The organism is Streptomyces sp. SLBN-31, assembly GCF_006715395.1.
Taxonomy (GTDB): Bacteria; Actinomycetota; Actinomycetes; order Streptomycetales; family Streptomycetaceae; genus Streptomyces.
Map to the genome: position 1 here is coordinate 3,718,662 of NZ_VFNC01000001.1, position 15,809 is coordinate 3,734,470.

A 15,809-nucleotide genomic window follows, 5' to 3' on the forward strand; every position below is an offset into this window, starting at 1 on the left:
CGTCACCGGTCGGCCTGCCTCTGCGACAGGGCAATGCGGCGGCGTACGAGGTCGACATCCATGATCTTCACGGTGAGAGCGTCGCCGACCTCGATGACGTCCTGCGGCGATTGATCCAGCTCGTCGGTGTGCACGAGCCCCTCAAAGCCGTCCTCTCGGTCTTCGATGCGGACGAAGACACCGAACGGCACGATCTTGGTGACCGGCCCTGTGACCACCTGGCCGATCCTCTGCGCTACCTGCGGCCATGGGTCTTCCTGCACTGCTCGAAGCGACAGCGGCACTCGCTCCCAGACCATGTCGACGTCTAGAACTTCAGCTGTGACCTCCTGGCCGACGCTGACGACGTCGGACGGGTGGTTGATCGGACGCCAGGACAGCTCCGGAATGTTGATCATCGCGGTGAAGCCGCCGATGTCCACGAAGGTGACGCCGAAACTGGCGATGGACGTCACCGTGCCGGTGACGACCTGGCCGCGCCGCAGGGTCTTCAGGAACGCCCAGTCCCGGTCGCTGGGTGTCGGCTCGGTCTGCCAGCGCGCGCGGAGGACCCCGTCGCTGTCGGGTAGTACAGCGGTGAACAGCGGGAGATCTTCACCGGCGTACATGGATACGACGCCGGCAGCACTCGCGCTGGCAAGCTGGGAGGTCACCTCCTCGAACTGGGTCTCGTCCACGACCGTGCTGGTGATCTTCCCGTCTTCCTTCTCCCAGATGATCTCCACTAGACCTTCGTCGGGCAGGGCGGCCACCGCCGTGTCGACGTCGGTGAGCAGGTCCGGCCAGATTGCCAGCTGTGCGCGTGGGGCCAGCTGGGAGCGCACAGTGTCGATGTTGTCGCGGGTCAGGCGGTGCCACTGGGAGGCGTTGACGGCGAAGACCTCCTCCAGAAACACCGCGCGGTGGGCACTGACGGTCCAGTGCAGGCGGGCCCAGAAGTCGGCGTCGGCTGGCCGCTGCACGTATGCGGGGTCGTCGGGGGCGAAGTCGTACGGCGATGTGTCCAGGCGTTGCGTGAACAGGCCGAGCGCTCGGGTGCGGGTCAGCGCGGTTTCGCAGGGCAGGTTGCTGCCGATGTAGAGGTACTGGTCCCAGCCGACGTGCACCGTGAACTCTCCCTCGACCTCCAGGCGGCACCAGGCGCCGTTGTCGCGGAGCATCGCTCGGACGAGTTCCAAGCCGACACCGATCGGCACCAGTGCCCCGTCGTGGAACTCGGCAGGGCCGGCGGGGAAGAGGCCGGCCAGGCCGTAGCCGTCGGCTGGTGGTTCCAGGCCGAAGTGGGCGAAGCCTCCGAGCTGCGGCTCGCGGATGGCCAGCTGGTCGACGCCGCTGTCTTCGGCGAAGGCGGCGACGGCTTGAAGGTAGGCGGTTTCGACCGGCCCGTGGTCGCTGGTCGTGTCCTCAGCGCCGGCGTAGTGGCCGTGCTGGTCGCGGTCTGCGGGGTCGTACTGGGCGACCTGATAGACGTAGGGCAGCACGTCACTGCCCACCGGGAGTCGACGGCGTGGCTGCGTTCTGGTGGCGTTCAAGGACGCGGTAGACCGTGGCGCGGCTGACGGAAAAGAGCTCGGCGATAGTGTGTTCGCCGGACTGGTGCTGCTGGAACAGGTGGCTCTGCTGGCGGGCGGTGAGCTTGGGCTGCTTCCCCTTGAGCTTGCCCTTGGCCCGCGCCACCGCCATGCCTTCACGGGTGCGCATGCGCAGGAGATCGACCTCGAACTCGGCGAAGGTGGCCAGGATGTTGAAGAACATCTTGCCCATCGGGTCGGCGGGGTCGTAGAGCGTGCCGCCGAGCGAGAGCTTGACGCCGCGGGCGGTGAGGGAGTCGCCGATGTCGCGGGCGTCGGGTACCGAGCGCGCAAGGCGGTCGAGCTTGGGGACGACGAGGGTGTCGCCGGCGCGGACCGCCGCGAGGGCCTGGGCCAGGCCGGGCCGGTCGCGGTTCGTTCCGGTCAGCCCGTGGTCCAGGTAGATCCGGTCCTCCGGGACGTCCAGCATCCCCGGAGCGTACGGTAAACCCCCGCTCAGCGTACAGATCACCGGACACCCTAAATGAGACGCCGTCAGCACAGGTAGATCTCTCCCGCCAGGCAAGATCATCATTGTTCGCTGAGGGTTCCTCTATCGGACACAATCGACGGCCTGGGTCAGTACCCTGACGCGGTGACAACCGACACCGTCTTCTTGAGAGCCGTGGGCGGCACCGTCGACCTTCCCCTGCTCCCGCTTCCAGATCATGTCGCAGCGCTTCTGTCCGCGCTGGGCGGTCCGCCTCGGCTAGCGGCCCACCTACGCGCCGTCCACGACGTCGCGCATCAGCTGATCGGCTGGGTAGAGGAGCGCTATCCCTCCGCGGCGATCGACCGGGAGGCGGCGCTGTTCGGGGCCGCGACGCACGACATAGGCAAGACGGTGCATCTGGCCGAGCTCTCCGGGCCCGGGTCGGCACATGAGGAGACCGGGCGGGCCCTGCTACTCGAACGCGGCATCAGCCCGGAGCTCGCCCGCTTCGCCGCGACGCACGCGTCGTGGACGCGATCGGACGTCGTTCTGGAGGATCTCCTTGTGAGCCTCGCCGACAAGATCTGGAAGAACAAGCGCGTTCCCGACCTGGAGGACCTCGTCGTGGCCAGGCTGGCCGAGGCCACCGGCCGGCCGGTGTGGGAGGAGTTCCTCGCGCTCGACGAGATCCTCTCCCGCATCGGCGACGAGGCCGACGAACGTCTGGCGTTCCAGGCGTCCTTCCCGATCCACACCTGAGGACTTCGCCGCCACCCTGGGTGCGGGACTGGAGCGGAACGCTCCGGCCGCCCGAGCCTAGAACCGGGCATCACCTCCCGGTCGGTGCCGCCTCGTCCTGCGGGCGGCGCGGGGTGGGCACGGTCGCGGCTGGGGTGGTCAGGTCCAGCTGAAGGCGGCTGTTCATGTCCAGCTCGAACCGGCCGTAGGGGTTCACGTGCGTCCAGAACAGCGGGGACAGAGCCCGCCGATCGGCATCGGTGAGCATGTCGGCCCACTTCGAATCGACGAGGACCTGCTGCATCAGCAACGTGTTGACGTGCACGAGGGCGGACTGGAGCAGGTGGAGGGCGAGCATCGACGCCTCCTGGGATTCCTTGTCCGACCCGGCCAGATCGCCGTCCTTGCCGTAGGAGAGGTCCTGGTTCGCGCTGTTCCAGTTCTCCCCGACCTGCAAGCCCTCGTGGATCTCCTGGCGCAGTTCGACGTCGGCCAGGTAGTCGCAGACGAACGCTGTGCGCACCGCCCGCCCGAGTTCCTCGATGGCCTGGTAGGTCGGGTGCTTCGGCCCGCCGCGGGTGAAGCGGCGCAGGACTTGCTCGGCCTCGGCGGTGCCCAGCCGCAGGGCGGTGGTGTACACCTGCTGGGCCACATATTCCACCGCAGCGGCCGGGACCTCCTTGGCCGACTCCGGGAACCGGGCCTCCACCTCAAAGTACTTCAGCAGCAGCGCGAACCCGAGCCGGGTCGTCCCGGACTTGTTCCGCACCCGCTTCATGTCGTCTTCGAGTAGCGTCCAGACCTCGATCAGGTCCTCCGGCTCCCAGTCCTGTCGCACCGCTCCGCCCTTCCCGCCGACGTCACTCGTTCAGCTCAACGAGAGGCCCAGCGCGGGGAAGCGACCTTCAACAGCGCTCACGCAGGGCTACACCTCCGTTCGCCGTAGCTATACGAGAACACGGCCGTACCGATGAGTTTTGTGCGGACCCGCAGTCCATGCCCTGGATCCACCGACAGCGGTGGGGCTGTGCTGAGAAGGTTCCAGCGCGGGAAGCAGCGTACGGAGGCAGTGATGGGTGTCGACGACCCCAAGCAGGAGCGCACGGTCCGGACGGGCAAGCAGGGGATGTGGGTGAGAGGTCCCAAGGTGTTGGTGGCGGGGGCGAGCATCGCGGGACCGGCGCTGGCCCACTGGCTGCGCCGCCGGGGGGGCCGAGGTGACCGTGGTGGAGCGGGCTGACGAACTGCGTCCCGGCGGGCAGGCGGTGGACGCGCGCGGTGTCGCCAAGGAGGTCATCGGGCGCATGGGGCTGGACGCGGCGGTCCGCGCGGCATGCACGGACACGGCCGGCGCGCACACCGTGGACGCGGCCGGGCAGGTGCTGGAGACCTTCCGCGCGGACGATGACGGTGGCGACGGGTTCATCGCGGACATCGAGATTCTGCGCGGGGACCTGTCCCAGGTGTTGTACGACGACACCCGCGACGGCGTCGAGTACGTCTTCGGCGACCGAATCGCTGAACTCGCACAGGACACGGACGGGGTCGACGTGTTCTTCGCGGACGGCGACCGGCGGCGCTTCGACCTGGTGGTCGGGGCCGACGGGCTCCACTCGGAGCTGCGGGCGATGGTCTTCGGGCCGCATGAGCGGTTCCTCCGCCACCTCGGGCACGTGCTGGCCTTCTACAGCGTGCCCAACGAATTCGGGCTGGACCGCTGGCTGCTCGAGTACCAGGACCAGGAGTCCGGGCGCTCTGCCCTCCTGCGACCCATCCAGGACGCCACCCGGGCGATGGCCATGTTCTACCTCCCCTCAGCTGACTTCGACGTCGATTACCGTGACGTCGCGGCCCAGAAGCGTCTGCTGCGTGAGCGGCTGGCGGGCCTGGGCTGGCTGGCGCCGGACATCCTCGCGCACCTGGACGACACCCCGGACTTCTACCTCGCCCAGGTCGCCCAGGTGGTGATGGACCGATGGTCCAGCGGACGGGTGGGGCTGCTCGGGGACGCGGCGTTCAGCTCCTCACCGATGTCCGGGCAGGGCACCGGGCTGGCTCTGGTCGGCGCCTATCTGCTGGCCGGAGAGCTGGCGGCCGCCGAGTGGGACCCCGAGGCCGGGTTCACCCGCTACGAGGCGCGGATGCGCTCGTTCGTCGAGGCCAACCAGGAGATCGGCCGGTTGAACGCCCGCAGCCGCGACGTCCCCGGGCCAGACGCCGAGCCGGGCCCCGATTTCGCCGGCGAGTGGTTCACCGAGTTGGTCGGGCGCGCGATCAACGGCGTCGAGCTGCCCGACTACGCGGGCGTGCCGGACTTGATCAGTGCGCCTCGCTGAGGTTCCAACATCTGACCCGCCCCGCCCGCAGCCTCACCTCCCGAGGACCGTCCGCACGAGCGGCCACGGCGGCATCCGTGGGAGGAACACAAGGGCTTGAGCGGCCCGGTGTACGGGTGGCGAGTGGTTGGCGGGCGGCGCGCACACCGATGTATCGGGCATGGCCGACCCCAATCTTCCAGCCTGTGATCGCCCGCCTGGCAGCCCCGTGCCCGCTGTGGTCTCCCTGCTCTGTCTGCCGGCCGGGGCCGTCGCGGGACCGGTCCTCGGCGGCGAAGGCTTCGCCCGGGGCCGTATCGTGCTGGACGCCCTGGCCAACGTCCTCCTTTTTCCTGGCTCGTCGGGCGATACGCCACAGCCCGCCGTGCCTCGTCGCGGAGTTGGAGCTGCGAGCCGAGCGGGAGCAGATCGAGCGGCGGCAAGTCCCTGCCCACGACCCTGGCTCGCCGCCGCCGTCAGCGCCGGAATCCTCGGCGACATCAAGGACGCCATCGTCATCACCCTCGTCCTGTTCATCAACGCCACCCTCGGCTTCCTGCAAGAACGCCGAGCCGAGCGCAGCTTGGAAGCCCTGCGCCAGATGCTGGGGCTCACCGCCCGCGTGTGCCGCGACAGTCAGGTGAAGGTGGTGCCTGCCCGGACGCTGGTGCCCGGCGACCTCGTCCTGTTGGAAGCCGGCGACCGCAGCCCGGCCGACGGGCGCCGAGCTCGCCGCAGGTCCAGATGGACAGCCTGGCGCCTGGCCCTGGTCAGCGATATCGCCGTTGCCGCCTGTACGCTCGTTGGTCCGTGTCCGGGTAATGGACGCCTACCGTGGCGCCGCCTGTCGTGCCGTTACCCTGGACGCCGGTTGTGACGTGTGATCGCAGCGCGGCGGTGGGGCTCGCCGTACCCGAACCGCGGCATCGGTGCCGCCAACAGTCCCTACTTGCGATGGTGTGTGCCCGTATGCCCGGGCCACGGCGAGTGGGAGACGTACCTTTATGACAGCCCCCGACCCCAAGGCGACGGTCGAGCCCACGGATCCCGACGTCGATCTGCACGTGCCCGCTCAGCGGCAGCAGCCCTGGCGGGCGCAGGTTCCGATTGTGGCGGTGGTCGCGCTCGGCGGGGCGATCGGAGCGTCGGCCCGGTACGGGGCGTCGCAGTTGTGGCCGGTTGCGGCGGGCGGTTTTCCGTGGACGACGCTGTGGGTCAATGCGCTCGGCTGCGCGGTCATCGGCGTGTTCATGGTGCTGATCACCGATGTGTGGGCGGCGCACCGTCTGGTGCGGCCGTTTTTCGGGACCGGGGTGCTGGGCGGTTTCACGACGTTCTCGACGTATGCGGTCGATATCCAGAGGCTGGTCGACGCTGGTCATCCCCGGACCGGGCTCGCGTACTTGGCCGCGACGCTCTGTGCGGCGCTGGCGGCGGTATGGCTCGCGGCGACGGTGGCGCGCCGCCTGGTGGCACGGAGGCAGCGATGACACGGCTCACGGGCAGCGCCCTGCGGGTGACGATCTTCATCGGGGAGAACGACGTCTGGCATCACAAACCGCTGTACAGCGAGATCGTGCACCGTGCGCACAAGGCCGGGCTGATCGGCGCCTCGGTGTTCCGCGGGGTGGAGGGTTTCGGCGCCTCCTCCCTGTTCCACACCTCGCGGCTGCTGTCACTGAGCGAGGACCTGCCGGTGGCGATCGTCATCGTGGACACCGAGGAGCGGGTGCGGGACTTCCTGCCGCAGCTGGACGAGCTGGTCAGGGAGGGGCTCGTCATCCTCGACGACTGTGAGGTCATCCGCTACGTCGGCCGGGGGCAGCAGGCGTGAACTGGCTGCTCGTGGTCGTCGGCGCGATGGTCGGCGCTCCCCTGCGGTATCTGAGCGACCGGGCGGTGCAGAAGCGGCACGACACCGTCTTTCCGTGGGGCACCTTCACGGTGAACGTCGTCGGGTGCCTGATACTCGGCCTGCTCTCCGGCGCCGCGGTCGCCGGGGCCGCTTCCTCGCAGGTGCAGCTGCTGCTGGGGACCGGGCTGTGCGGGGCGTTGACGACGTATTCGACGTTCTCCTACGAGACGCTGCGGCTGGCCGAGGGCGGGGCCCGGTTCTTCGCCGCGGCCAATGTCGTGGCCGGCGTGGTGGCCGGGCTCGGCGCGGCATTCGTCGGGGTGGCGCCGGCGGAGGCCCTGTGGGCGTGAACCCGGCGGCGTCCAGGAAGCAGGAAGCCGGTCAGCCGACGCGGATGGGGCCGTGGCGGTTCGTGGTGTGGTTCGGCACGGTCAGTCTGCTCGCCGACTTCGTCTACGAGGGTGCCCGCTCGATCACGGGTCCGCTGCTGGCATCGCTGGGCGCCTCCGCCCTGGTCGTCGGGGTGGTCACGGGTGCCGGTGAGGCGGCGGCTCTGGGGCTGCGGCTGATCTCGGGGCCGTTGGCGGACCGCACGCGCCGCTTCTGGGGGCTGGCGATCGGCGGGTATGCCCTGACGGTCGTCTCGGTGCCGCTGCTGGGCGTGGTGGGCGTGCTGTGGGCGGCGTGCGCGCTGGTGATCGCCGAGCGGGTCGGCAAGGCGGTGCGCTCGCCGGCGAAGGACACCCTGCTCTCGCATGCCACGGCCGCCACCGGGCGGGGGCGTGGCTTCGCCGTCCATGAGGCCATGGACCAGATCGGTGCCCTGGCCGGCCCGCTGCTCGTGGCGGGGGTGCTGGCGCTGACCGGTGGCGACTACGGCCCCGCGCTCGGCGTGCTGGCTGTGCCCGGGATCGCCGTACTGCTGTTGCTGTTCTGGCTGCGGGCCAGGGTGCCGGACCCCGAAGCCTATGAACGTGAGGCGGAAGCGGCGGCGGCCCTGACACACCAGGCAGCGGATGGGCGGCTGCCGCGGGCGTTTTGGACGTATGCGGGTTTCACCGCGGCCACGACGACGGGGCTTGCCACCTTCGGGGTCCTCTCCTACCACCTGGTCGAACGGCATCTGCTGACCGCCGCGTGGGTGCCGGTGCTGTATGCGGCGGCGATGGCCGTGGACGCCGTGGCGGCCCTGGCCACCGGGTGGCTCTACGACCGTTGTGGTCCCCGCGTGCTGATCGCCCTGCCGGTGCTGACCGCCGGCGTCGTTGTGCTGGCGTTCACCGACACGGTGGCGATCGCGGTGGCCGGGTCACTGGTGTGGGGTGCGGCCATGGGCATCCAGGAATCCACCCTGCGCGCCACCGTCGCCGATCTGACCCCCCGCGGACGACGGGCCACCGCCTACGGGCTGTTCGCCGGGGTCGTCGGTGCGGCGAGCCTGGCCGGCGGCGCACTGACCGGCGGGTTGTACGGCTACTCGATCCCTGCGCTGATCACGGTGGTCGCCGTCATCCAGGTGCTCGCCGTGGTCCTGTTGTCCGTCACTCGGACCGGCCGGCCCTGAAATCCCGGCGTTGCACAGCCAGGGGTGCACGTCCGGTCGCGCCCCTGGCTGTCCCGTCAGTGGCTGAGCCGGTAGGTCAGGGATGGCTCGGCGGCGGCGATCTCGATGAGCCGGTTGTACTTGGCCACCCGCTCACCGCGCGCCGGAGCGCCGGACTTGATCTGTCCGCAGCCGTCGCCGACGACCAGGTCGGCGATGAAGGCGTCCTCGGTCTCGCCGGAGCGGTGGGAGACCATCTGGGCGTAGCCGGCTTCGCGGCTGACGCGGATGGCTTCCAGGGTCTCGGTGACGGTGCCGATCTGGTTGACCTTGATGAGGGAGGCGTTGGCGGCCTTCTTCTCGATCGCCTCGGCGATGATGGCGGGGTTGGTGACGAACAGGTCGTCGCCGACCAGCTGGATGCGGGTGCCGAGGCGTTCGGTCAGGCGGACCCAGCCGTCCCGGTCGTCCTCGCCGAGCCCGTTCTCGATGGTCCAGATCGGGAACCTGTCGGTCATCGTCGTCGCGGTCGATGAGCTGATCGCTGGCCAGGGCCTCGCCCGCTACCCGGTAGCGGCCGTCACCTGCTTCGCGGAATTCGCTGGCGGCCGGGTCTAGGGCGATGCCGTCGCGGCCCGGCGTGTACCCGGCGTCGGTGATCGCCTCGACCAGCACGGCGAGGACGTCCTCGGGGCGGGCGATGTCGGGGGCGAAGCCGTCCTCGTCGCCCAGGCCGGTGGGGTGACCCTCAGGGGCGAGGTGGGCCTTGAGCTTTATTCCGCATCCACCAGCGCGAAACCCGGCCCGTCGGCTGGCGCCACCGCCTTCATGACCGGCTCGCCTCCCTGGCCCTGCGATCCGCAGACGCCTCGTGGGCGGCTTGATTCCGCAGAGCGTCGCGCAGCCGCCGCAGATCATCCGCAGGCCGCCCCAGACCGTTGATCTGCAGCCGGGCGGCCTCCGTGCGGGCATCGGGGTGGGCGGTGAAGGCCAGATTCAGGGACTGGCGCACCATCCACTGGTCGTAGGCGAGCAACCGTCCCGCGCGTGCTTGTATCTCTGCCAGATCAGCTTCGGTCAGCCGCAGCTGCCACAGCCGGACGTGCAACCGGTGAAGTTCCGAACTCACCCGGCCACAATCCCGGGCGGCCTGAGCGCAAACGGGTCCCGGCTCGCCACAGGCCGCCACCGCACCGTCGGCGCGCTGCTGGACCTCCATGGCATCGCTGAGGACCTCAAGCAGCTCCCCGACCTGGGGTGGGCGTTCGAGAAGAACCGGCGTCGGCCGACGACGGCGGCAGACGACCTGGCCCAGGACGCGGCGCCACAAACCGCTGCCGGGCAACTGGGACCGGGCGGGCGCACGGGCTACGGGCATGGCTCCTCCTGGTCGGCACTGGACCACGGACCGTCAGCGAACGCCTCCGCGGTTGCGGTGAGCCCCATCACCGGCACGCCCGCAGACAACAGGGCGTGCTCTTCCAGTGTGCGCCTTGCTCCATTCCAGGCCGGTACTCCGTCACTGGGCATGGGCCAGACGGGGTAGACCGCCGGGACCCTCAGCGGACGGTCGGTCAGCACCGAGCACAAGGCGTGCAGAGTGAGCTCCTTCCCAGCGGAACCAGGGAAGCGGCTCCCTGCGCCGGAGCGCCCGCACGAAACGACGATCACATTGGCGTCGCCGCAGATCACGGACAGATGGCGCGTAATGACCGTTTCCGGATGCCCCACTCGGCCATGCTCCATGAGACGGATGTGGGCCCGGTGCATGAGGGGGACTGGGGTGCCGCGCAGAGAGCGTCCGCTGGACGTGGGGGAGAGTTCGTTACTCAGGTTTGCCGCCGATCTTCGCCGACTGCGGCAGGAGGCGGGCAGCCCGACCTACCGGAAACTGGCCGAGCGCGCGCACTACTCGGCGGCGACACTTTCCGAGGCGGCCGCAGGGCGTCGACTGCCCACGCTGTCCGTCGTGGTGGCCTATGTCGAGGCGTGTGACGGCGATGTACGCCAGTGGACGGAGCGGTGGCAAGAGGTCGCGGCCGAGCTGGCCGCCGCAGACAGCGAGGCGGAGGGAGCCGAGCGGGACGGGCCGGCCGACGGCACCGGCGACGTCGTGCCCTACCGCGGGCTGGCGGCGTTCGAAGCGGAGGACGCCGACTGGTTCTTCGGACGGGAGCGACTGGTCGACGCGGTGACGGCCCAGCTGGAGAAGAGCCGGTTCGTCGCGGTGTTCGGCGCCTCGGGGTCGGGCAAGTCCTCCCTCCTGCGCGCGGGTGTCGTGCCGCGCTGGCAGACGGCGCACGGTCAGCGGCGCGCGGTGGTGCTCGTGCCCGGCGCGCACCCGTTGCGGACGAGCGCGGCCGCTCTTGTCCCGTCTGCCGTGCGTTCGGCCGAGACCCAGCACGTCGATTCCGCCGCCGGTGACCAGGCCCTGCACCGGGCGGTGCGGCAAGCGCTGGCAGACCAGGGCGACGGCGCGGAGCTGCTGCTGGTCGTGGACCAGTTCGAGGAGGTCTTCACGCTGTGCCGGGAGGGCGACGAACGGTCGCAATTCATCCGGGCGTTGGTCGCGGCCGCGCACGCCGAGGACAGCCGCTGCCGGGTGGTGCTGGGCGTACGTGCCGACTTCTACCCGCACTGCACCCGTCACCCGGAACTGTCGGAGGCGTGCGGGGGCGCTCAGGTCGCCGTGGGTCCGCTGACGACCGACGAGCTGCGCCGGGCGATCACCGGGCCCGCCGTCCGTGCCGGGTGCACGCTGGAGGGAGCGCTGCTCGCGGAGCTGGTGGCCCACGCACACGACCGGGTAGGGGTTTTGCCTCTGCTGTCCCATGCCTTGCTGGAGACCTGGCGGCGCAGACGGGGCAACACGCTGACGTTGACGGGGTTCCAGGCCGCGGGGGGAATCGAAGGTGCCCTGGCCCGTACGGCCGAGAGCGTCTACACCGGCCTGACCGCGTCCGAACAGCGGGTCGCCAAAGGGGTGTTCCTGCGCCTGTGTGCGCGCTGGGGGAGGGCACCGAGGACACCAAGCGGCGTATCACCCGCGACGAGGTGGACGGCACGGACCCCGACACCACCGTGACCCTGGAACGGCTGGCCGCGGCACGACTGCTGTCCCTGGACCAGGACAGCGTCGAGATCAGCCATGAGGCACTGATCCGCTGCTGGCCCCGCCTGCGCGACTGGCTCGCCCAGGACCGCGACAGTGTGCGGGTCCACCGCCTGCTCACCGAAGCCGCCCAGACCTGGGCGTCGGTCGGCCGGGACCCCGAGGTCCTGCTCCGCGGATCGCGCCTGGCCCTGGTCGCCGAGTGGTCCGCCGGTGCCGCGCGAGACATGAGCGCCCTGGAGCGCGAGTTCCTCGATGCCTCCCGCGCCGCCGACCTGGCCGAGCAGACCGCCGCCCGACGGCGGGTGCGGCGCATGCGCCGTCTGATCGCGCTCCTCAGCCTTCTGCTCGCCCTGACGAGCATCGCCACGGTCGTCGCCGTCCGCGCCCAGCACAGAGCCGACCAGCAACGGGACATCGCCGCCTCCCAGCGCGTCGCCGAGCAGGTCCGGGCGCTGCGGTCGGCCGACCCCGCCCTGTCACTGCAGTTGTCGCTGGCCGCCTATCGGCTGGCGCCCACGGTCGAGGCTCGCAGTAGCCTGCTCAGCGCCTTCACCACCCCCTACGCCACCGAACTGACCGGCCACCGGGGCGACGTACCCGTGCTCTTCAGCCCCGACGGCCGTCTCCTGGCCACCGGCCACGCCGGGGGCGTACGGCTGTGGGACGCCACCCGCCCGCACCGGCCGCGGGCCCTCGGCACGGTACCCGCTGTCCAGGGCAGTCCCGTTCTCGCGGAAGCCACGCGTGCCACGGCCTTCAGTCCGGACGGCCGTCTGCTCCTCGCCAGAGGTGGGCTCGGCAACACGAAGACAACTCGGAGCGGTACTGGTGGCGAAGCCGGATCGCGTATGTCCGGTCCAACGCGTGTGCCGTACCGGCCAAACCGGTGTCGGCGGCACAGTGGGCTTCGGCCACGGCGAGGCGTATCTCCTGGCGCTGCGCGAGTGCGGGTTCGCCTGGGCCCGAAAGCGCCTCCTCTCGCAACTGAGCGGGGCTGGCGTAGGGATGGCCGGCAGCGCGCATGCAATGAGCCCACTGTTTGACGGCCCGCCCGAAGGCCGGATCGGCCATGACGCGTTTGTGGCGTACCTCCGGGAGCGAATCCTGCGTCACCTTGGCCTGGAACCAGGCCGCCAGATCGCCGTAGAGGACGCGGTCGGTGTCCGACTGACAGCCTTCGGTGCTGCGTCGCAGCACCATGCCGTCAAGCGCGCGAGCGGTGACGCCGTTCGGGTCCTGACCGTTGGCCGCACGCAACGCCTGCGCCCGGCGTTCCCGGGGCAGAGAGCGGAAGTACCGCTGGTTGACGTCCTGCTCGCGCAACCGGGCCATCTCGCGCTGGATGTCGCTGCCGTAGCCGTGTTTCCGGGCCCAGGCAACATCGTCCACCACATAGGGGAACTCCCTGGCCTGCGGTACGGGATTCCGCGGCACTGGACGGTACTCGAAGCCGTGGTCGCGCATACAGGTGCGCAGCAGGAGTTGTTCCGCCTGGTACAGCCGGTTCTTCTCCTTGGCAGTGAGGTCCCGTACGGCAGCACCGGCGGTTTTTCCGGCCTCTGGTGGTCGTTCTTCCGCGGCGACGATCAGGCCGCCCGCGGCCACACAACCGAGCGCCACCGCGAGGAACGCCCCTCGTTTCACTCTCCGCTTTGCCACGAACACCCCGCCCCCTTTCCAAGCGGGCCCCGGTCGGTGCCCGCCGACCAAGGGATAGCGGTCTTGGTTGTTCGACGTCGGCCCGAGCGGGCTGAACAAACAGACTCTGAACAAGGACTCGGGCTGTGTAGGCCCTGACCTGGGTCTGAACCCGGCTCCGCCGGTGGGTGACGGGCCGTTGCTTGTGCCGAGTCGCTCAGTGTTTCTGCCGTCGGCGGCCCAGCCCGGGCCGCCCCAACCGACCGAAACCGGCGCCCGGCTGCAACGCGAGCACGTACGGGAGGTCGCGCGTGACGCGTTCGCGCGCCGAATCCGGTGCTGCAGCCAGGCGGTGACGGCCGCGCTCGCCCGGGTCCGCATCGTCGTCGGCTGATCCTGTACCGCACATCCCGCTGCGGTTACGCGGCACCAACCTCGGGGCTCGGCGCAGCGATCTCTCGCACGCGGTCCAGGTGATAGGGGCGCTAACCGACCGGGTGGGTGCGCACGCGCGTCCTCAGGTTGAGGGTTGTGGTCGGTAGACCGGCAGGTCGGTGGGGAGCGAACCGAGGTGGGGTTTCTCGGCCTCGCGGCCGGGGGTGCCCCACAGATCCGCAGCCCGGGAGAAGTTGTCGCGGGTCGCCGACGGGGAAGGCGACAACCTCGCCGCCCTCCTGATCGTCGAAGAGGGCCTCGGCATCCTGCGCTGGCTCATCGGCGGCGCCCACCGCTACCTGGCCGGCGACCGGGACCTCACCGGCCCCGAACGTGTCCCCATCGGCACCACCACCGCCTACGCCGAGGCCGAGGACCACACCGGCCGCTCGTACGACGAATGCTGCCGCCTCGCCTCCGACCTGCGCGCCGAACAGACCACGCTCCACGCCGCCTACACCAGCTGGTGCCGCAATGAAGGCGCACTGGTGATGTCGTCACGCGCGTTCGCCGCCCGCACCGCGAACTCGTCGGGCTGGCCTCGCCCCTGCTGCGGACCAGGGCGAGGTCTTCGGCCCGGTCGTCTCCACGCCCACGGCCTTGCGGTTGCTCGCTGACGAGCGGGGCGCCTCCGTGCGGGGTGCGACGCCGTCAGGTACGCGTGCCGAACGGGTTACCGCCGGGCCGCGCGGCGACGTACGAGCAGGACCGTACCCGCACCGGCGGCTACGACCGCGGCCGCGGCGCCCGCGAGGGGCAGCGCAGGACCGGAACCGGTGGCGGCGAGGTTACCGCCGGTGGTGGAGGCGCTTCCCGAAGATCCGGTGGCCGAGGAGTTGCCGGTGGCCCCGGATCCCGTCGTCCCGCTTTCGCCGCTGGAACCCGAACCGCCCGGCGAACCGCTGCCGCCCGTCGAACCACTGCCCTCGACGTCGAGCAGGATGTCGGCCTTGTCGTTCGCCTTGTTCACGTCGTACGGGCGGGATTCGGCATTGAGGGCCACTGAGCCCTTGGCCCCCGCCATCGCCTTGTCGATCTTCAGCTTGAAGGAGTAGGTGTTCACCTGGTCCTCCTCCACCCAGCCCTGTGCGATGTAGCAGTCGTAGGTCCCGGCTGTCGGCTTCTTGCACTCTGGTGCCTTGACCGCGGTCGTACCCGAGGGAATCTTGATCAGGACTCGGGTCGGCACGGGAGGGCCCGGGTTCACCAGCACCCAGGCGGGGCCGGCGTTGATGAACTTCACCTGCAGGTCGACCGTGTCTCCGACCCGGCCGTTCAGCCGCGCTCCCGACACCTGGAAGTCGGCCGTGTTCGCCGCCTTCACCCGCACCCGATCTTCGGCATAGTCGTGGTTCCCGGAGCTACTGCCGGTGAGAACGGAGCCGGGCCGCTCGACCAGCTTCGCCGCGGGAGCGGTTCCGCGCATGGGCCTGCTCGCGCCTTCGTCGGGGCCGAAGTCATAGTCCCCGACGGCGACATCGAGATCCTCGTACAGTGCCCGATGGAGAGCCTTGAGCGTCAGCCTCTCGGGCGCGTAGACGACACCCGGCTCTACGGCCTGGTCGAACCCGCAGGTCATCTGGGATCTGGCCGGCAACTCGTCGTACGAGCCGATGTCCCACCGCACGCAGTTCGAGGGCACGTCGGCGTAATCCAACCCCTGGGTGACGGTGTACCGCAGCCAGACCTTCCGCAGTGCCTGGGTGCCCTTGTTGCCGAAGGTGACCGGTGCCTCGAAGGTGCTCCCCGGCCGCACTCCGCTGATCGGAGCGATGGTCCCCAGCACCAATTCGGTCCCGGAATCATCGGCCACGGCGCAGGGAGCGGTGCCCAACGTGATCAGTGCGCCGGCGCCGACGGTTCCGACGGCCCTGCGAAGTGTACGAAAGCTGTGATCGGAGCGGAGCATGCAATGACCCCTGGGCGAAGTGACGAAGATGGGCGGTGAGCCGGACAAGGCAAGTTCCGTATCTCAGACACACGCCGACGTCGGACAGTTGTACCGGCGTCCCGTCGGTTCGGCCGCGGGGTTGCCGTGTGGTGAGTCTGCTTTCCGCGGGCCTGCGAGCGACCTCCTCCCTGGCGCAGAGCGCAGTGGTGAGGCGCCCGGTCGCGACTTGCTCCGCAGCGGTGTGCTGGAGTCCGAAGACGGCGGCGGTGAGCCAA

The 15,809-nt window shown here is 70.0% G+C and carries 17 protein-coding genes and 1 pseudogene; 12 read left to right on the plus strand and 6 right to left on the minus strand.

The features are described 5' to 3' along the window. Positions 1-2: 2 nt before the first annotated feature. Entirely contained in the window at positions 3-1,493 is a 1,491-nt protein-coding gene (locus FBY22_RS17175) for a S1 RNA-binding domain-containing protein (protein ID WP_260844895.1), read from the minus strand. Then, positions 1,483-2,001, minus strand: coding sequence for a recombinase family protein (locus FBY22_RS17180; protein ID WP_142146536.1), 519 nt, complete (start codon positions 1,999-2,001; stop codon positions 1,483-1,485). The genes FBY22_RS17175 and FBY22_RS17180 overlap by 11 nt, the downstream gene beginning before the upstream one ends. 165 nt (positions 2,002-2,166) lie before the next feature. Here FBY22_RS17180 and FBY22_RS17185 point away from each other — a divergent pair, with 165 nt between their 5' ends. After that, positions 2,167-2,763 (plus strand): HD domain-containing protein, encoded by a 597-nt coding sequence (locus tag FBY22_RS17185; protein ID WP_142146538.1) that lies wholly within the window; start codon positions 2,167-2,169, stop codon positions 2,761-2,763. A 70-nt stretch (positions 2,764-2,833) separates the two neighbouring features. On the opposite strand, the gene FBY22_RS17190 is transcribed toward FBY22_RS17185, so the two are convergent. Next, positions 2,834-3,580 carry a Tn3 family transposase gene (locus FBY22_RS17190; RefSeq protein WP_160159886.1) on the minus strand — a complete coding sequence of 249 codons (747 nt, stop codon included), beginning with the start codon at positions 3,578-3,580 and terminating at the stop codon, positions 2,834-2,836. 234 nt (positions 3,581-3,814) lie between these two features. Between FBY22_RS17190 and FBY22_RS44980 the strand changes: the two genes are divergently transcribed. From FBY22_RS44980 to FBY22_RS17220, 7 genes are all read left to right on the plus strand, one after another. After that, positions 3,815-3,982 carry a hypothetical protein gene (locus tag FBY22_RS44980; protein ID WP_260844896.1) on the plus strand — a complete coding sequence of 56 codons (168 nt, stop codon included), beginning with the start codon at positions 3,815-3,817 and terminating at the stop codon, positions 3,980-3,982. Then, a complete protein-coding gene (locus FBY22_RS17195) occupies positions 3,969-5,078 on the plus strand; it encodes an FAD-dependent monooxygenase (RefSeq protein WP_260844898.1) in 1,110 nt (369 codons plus the stop codon). Before FBY22_RS44980 ends, FBY22_RS17195 begins: the two co-directional genes overlap by 14 nt. A gap of 160 nt (positions 5,079-5,238) precedes the next feature. Further along, positions 5,239-5,934 carry a hypothetical protein gene (locus FBY22_RS17200; RefSeq protein WP_142146540.1) on the plus strand — a complete coding sequence of 232 codons (696 nt, stop codon included), beginning with the start codon at positions 5,239-5,241 and terminating at the stop codon, positions 5,932-5,934. A gap of 127 nt (positions 5,935-6,061) precedes the next feature. Further along, a complete protein-coding gene (gene crcB / locus FBY22_RS17205) occupies positions 6,062-6,547 on the plus strand; it encodes a fluoride efflux transporter CrcB (protein WP_142146542.1) in 486 nt (161 codons plus the stop codon). Beyond that, positions 6,544-6,891, plus strand: coding sequence for a DUF190 domain-containing protein (locus tag FBY22_RS17210; protein ID WP_142146543.1), 348 nt, complete (start codon positions 6,544-6,546; stop codon positions 6,889-6,891). Before crcB (FBY22_RS17205) ends, FBY22_RS17210 begins: the two co-directional genes overlap by 4 nt. After that, positions 6,888-7,262, plus strand: a complete 375-nt coding sequence (gene crcB / locus FBY22_RS17215; protein WP_142146545.1) for a fluoride efflux transporter CrcB — start codon at positions 6,888-6,890, stop codon at positions 7,260-7,262. Before FBY22_RS17210 ends, crcB (FBY22_RS17215) begins: the two co-directional genes overlap by 4 nt. Beyond that, positions 7,253-8,476: an MFS transporter gene (locus FBY22_RS17220; protein WP_260844899.1), complete on the plus strand. Its 1,224-nt coding sequence runs from the start codon at positions 7,253-7,255 to the stop codon at positions 8,474-8,476. Before crcB (FBY22_RS17215) ends, FBY22_RS17220 begins: the two co-directional genes overlap by 10 nt. 56 nt (positions 8,477-8,532) lie before the next feature. Here FBY22_RS17220 and FBY22_RS17225 read toward each other — a convergent pair. Both FBY22_RS17225 and FBY22_RS17230 read right to left on the minus strand, forming a co-directional pair. Then, positions 8,533-9,232 (minus strand): annotated as a pseudogene (locus tag FBY22_RS17225) (phosphopyruvate hydratase); the annotation flags it as partial. A 49-nt stretch (positions 9,233-9,281) separates the two neighbouring features. Continuing rightward, positions 9,282-9,833 (minus strand): hypothetical protein, encoded by a 552-nt coding sequence (locus tag FBY22_RS17230; protein ID WP_260844900.1) that lies wholly within the window; start codon positions 9,831-9,833, stop codon positions 9,282-9,284. A 405-nt stretch (positions 9,834-10,238) separates the two neighbouring features. Here FBY22_RS17230 and FBY22_RS17235 point away from each other — a divergent pair, with 405 nt between their 5' ends. The 4 genes from FBY22_RS17235 to FBY22_RS17250 all read left to right on the plus strand — a co-directional run bounded on the left by FBY22_RS17235 (position 10,239) and on the right by FBY22_RS17250 (position 14,260). Continuing rightward, a complete protein-coding gene (locus FBY22_RS17235) occupies positions 10,239-11,540 on the plus strand; it encodes a helix-turn-helix domain-containing protein (RefSeq protein WP_160159887.1) in 1,302 nt (433 codons plus the stop codon). Next, on the plus strand, positions 11,453-12,613 hold the full coding sequence (locus tag FBY22_RS17240; protein WP_142146549.1) for a WD40 repeat domain-containing protein: 1,161 nt from the start codon (positions 11,453-11,455) through the stop codon (positions 12,611-12,613). Before FBY22_RS17235 ends, FBY22_RS17240 begins: the two co-directional genes overlap by 88 nt. After that, positions 12,576-13,367, plus strand: a complete 792-nt coding sequence (locus tag FBY22_RS17245; RefSeq protein WP_142146551.1) for a hypothetical protein — start codon at positions 12,576-12,578, stop codon at positions 13,365-13,367. Before FBY22_RS17240 ends, FBY22_RS17245 begins: the two co-directional genes overlap by 38 nt. Before the next feature lie 440 nt (positions 13,368-13,807). Then, positions 13,808-14,260 carry a hypothetical protein gene (locus FBY22_RS17250; protein WP_313905419.1) on the plus strand — a complete coding sequence of 151 codons (453 nt, stop codon included), beginning with the start codon at positions 13,808-13,810 and terminating at the stop codon, positions 14,258-14,260. 56 nt (positions 14,261-14,316) lie between these two features. On the opposite strand, the gene FBY22_RS44175 is transcribed toward FBY22_RS17250, so the two are convergent. After that, the gene (locus FBY22_RS44175; RefSeq protein ID WP_174267053.1) at positions 14,317-15,456 is read right to left on the minus strand and encodes a hypothetical protein; all 1,140 of its coding nucleotides are present in this window, start codon (positions 15,454-15,456) and stop codon (positions 14,317-14,319) included. Positions 15,457-15,809: the final 353 nt, after the last annotated feature.

What these genes read in the sequence shown, in the direction of transcription:
- FBY22_RS17180 (WP_142146536.1), bottom strand. Translation starts at nt 2,001, where the DNA reads ATGCTGGACGTCCCGGAGGACCGGATCTACCTGGACCACGGGCTGACC.
- FBY22_RS44980 (WP_260844896.1), top strand. Translation starts at nt 3,815, where the DNA reads ATGGGTGTCGACGACCCCAAGCAGGAGCGCACGGTCCGGACGGGCAAG.
- FBY22_RS17200 (WP_142146540.1), top strand. Translation starts at nt 5,239, where the DNA reads ATGGCCGACCCCAATCTTCCAGCCTGTGATCGCCCGCCTGGCAGCCCC.
- crcB (WP_142146542.1), top strand. Translation starts at nt 6,062, where the DNA reads ATGACAGCCCCCGACCCCAAGGCGACGGTCGAGCCCACGGATCCCGAC.
- FBY22_RS17210 (WP_142146543.1), top strand. Translation starts at nt 6,544, where the DNA reads ATGACACGGCTCACGGGCAGCGCCCTGCGGGTGACGATCTTCATCGGG.
- FBY22_RS17230 (WP_260844900.1), bottom strand. Translation starts at nt 9,833, where the DNA reads ATGCCCGTAGCCCGTGCGCCCGCCCGGTCCCAGTTGCCCGGCAGCGGT.
- FBY22_RS17245 (WP_142146551.1), top strand. Translation starts at nt 12,576, where the DNA reads ATGGCCGGCAGCGCGCATGCAATGAGCCCACTGTTTGACGGCCCGCCC.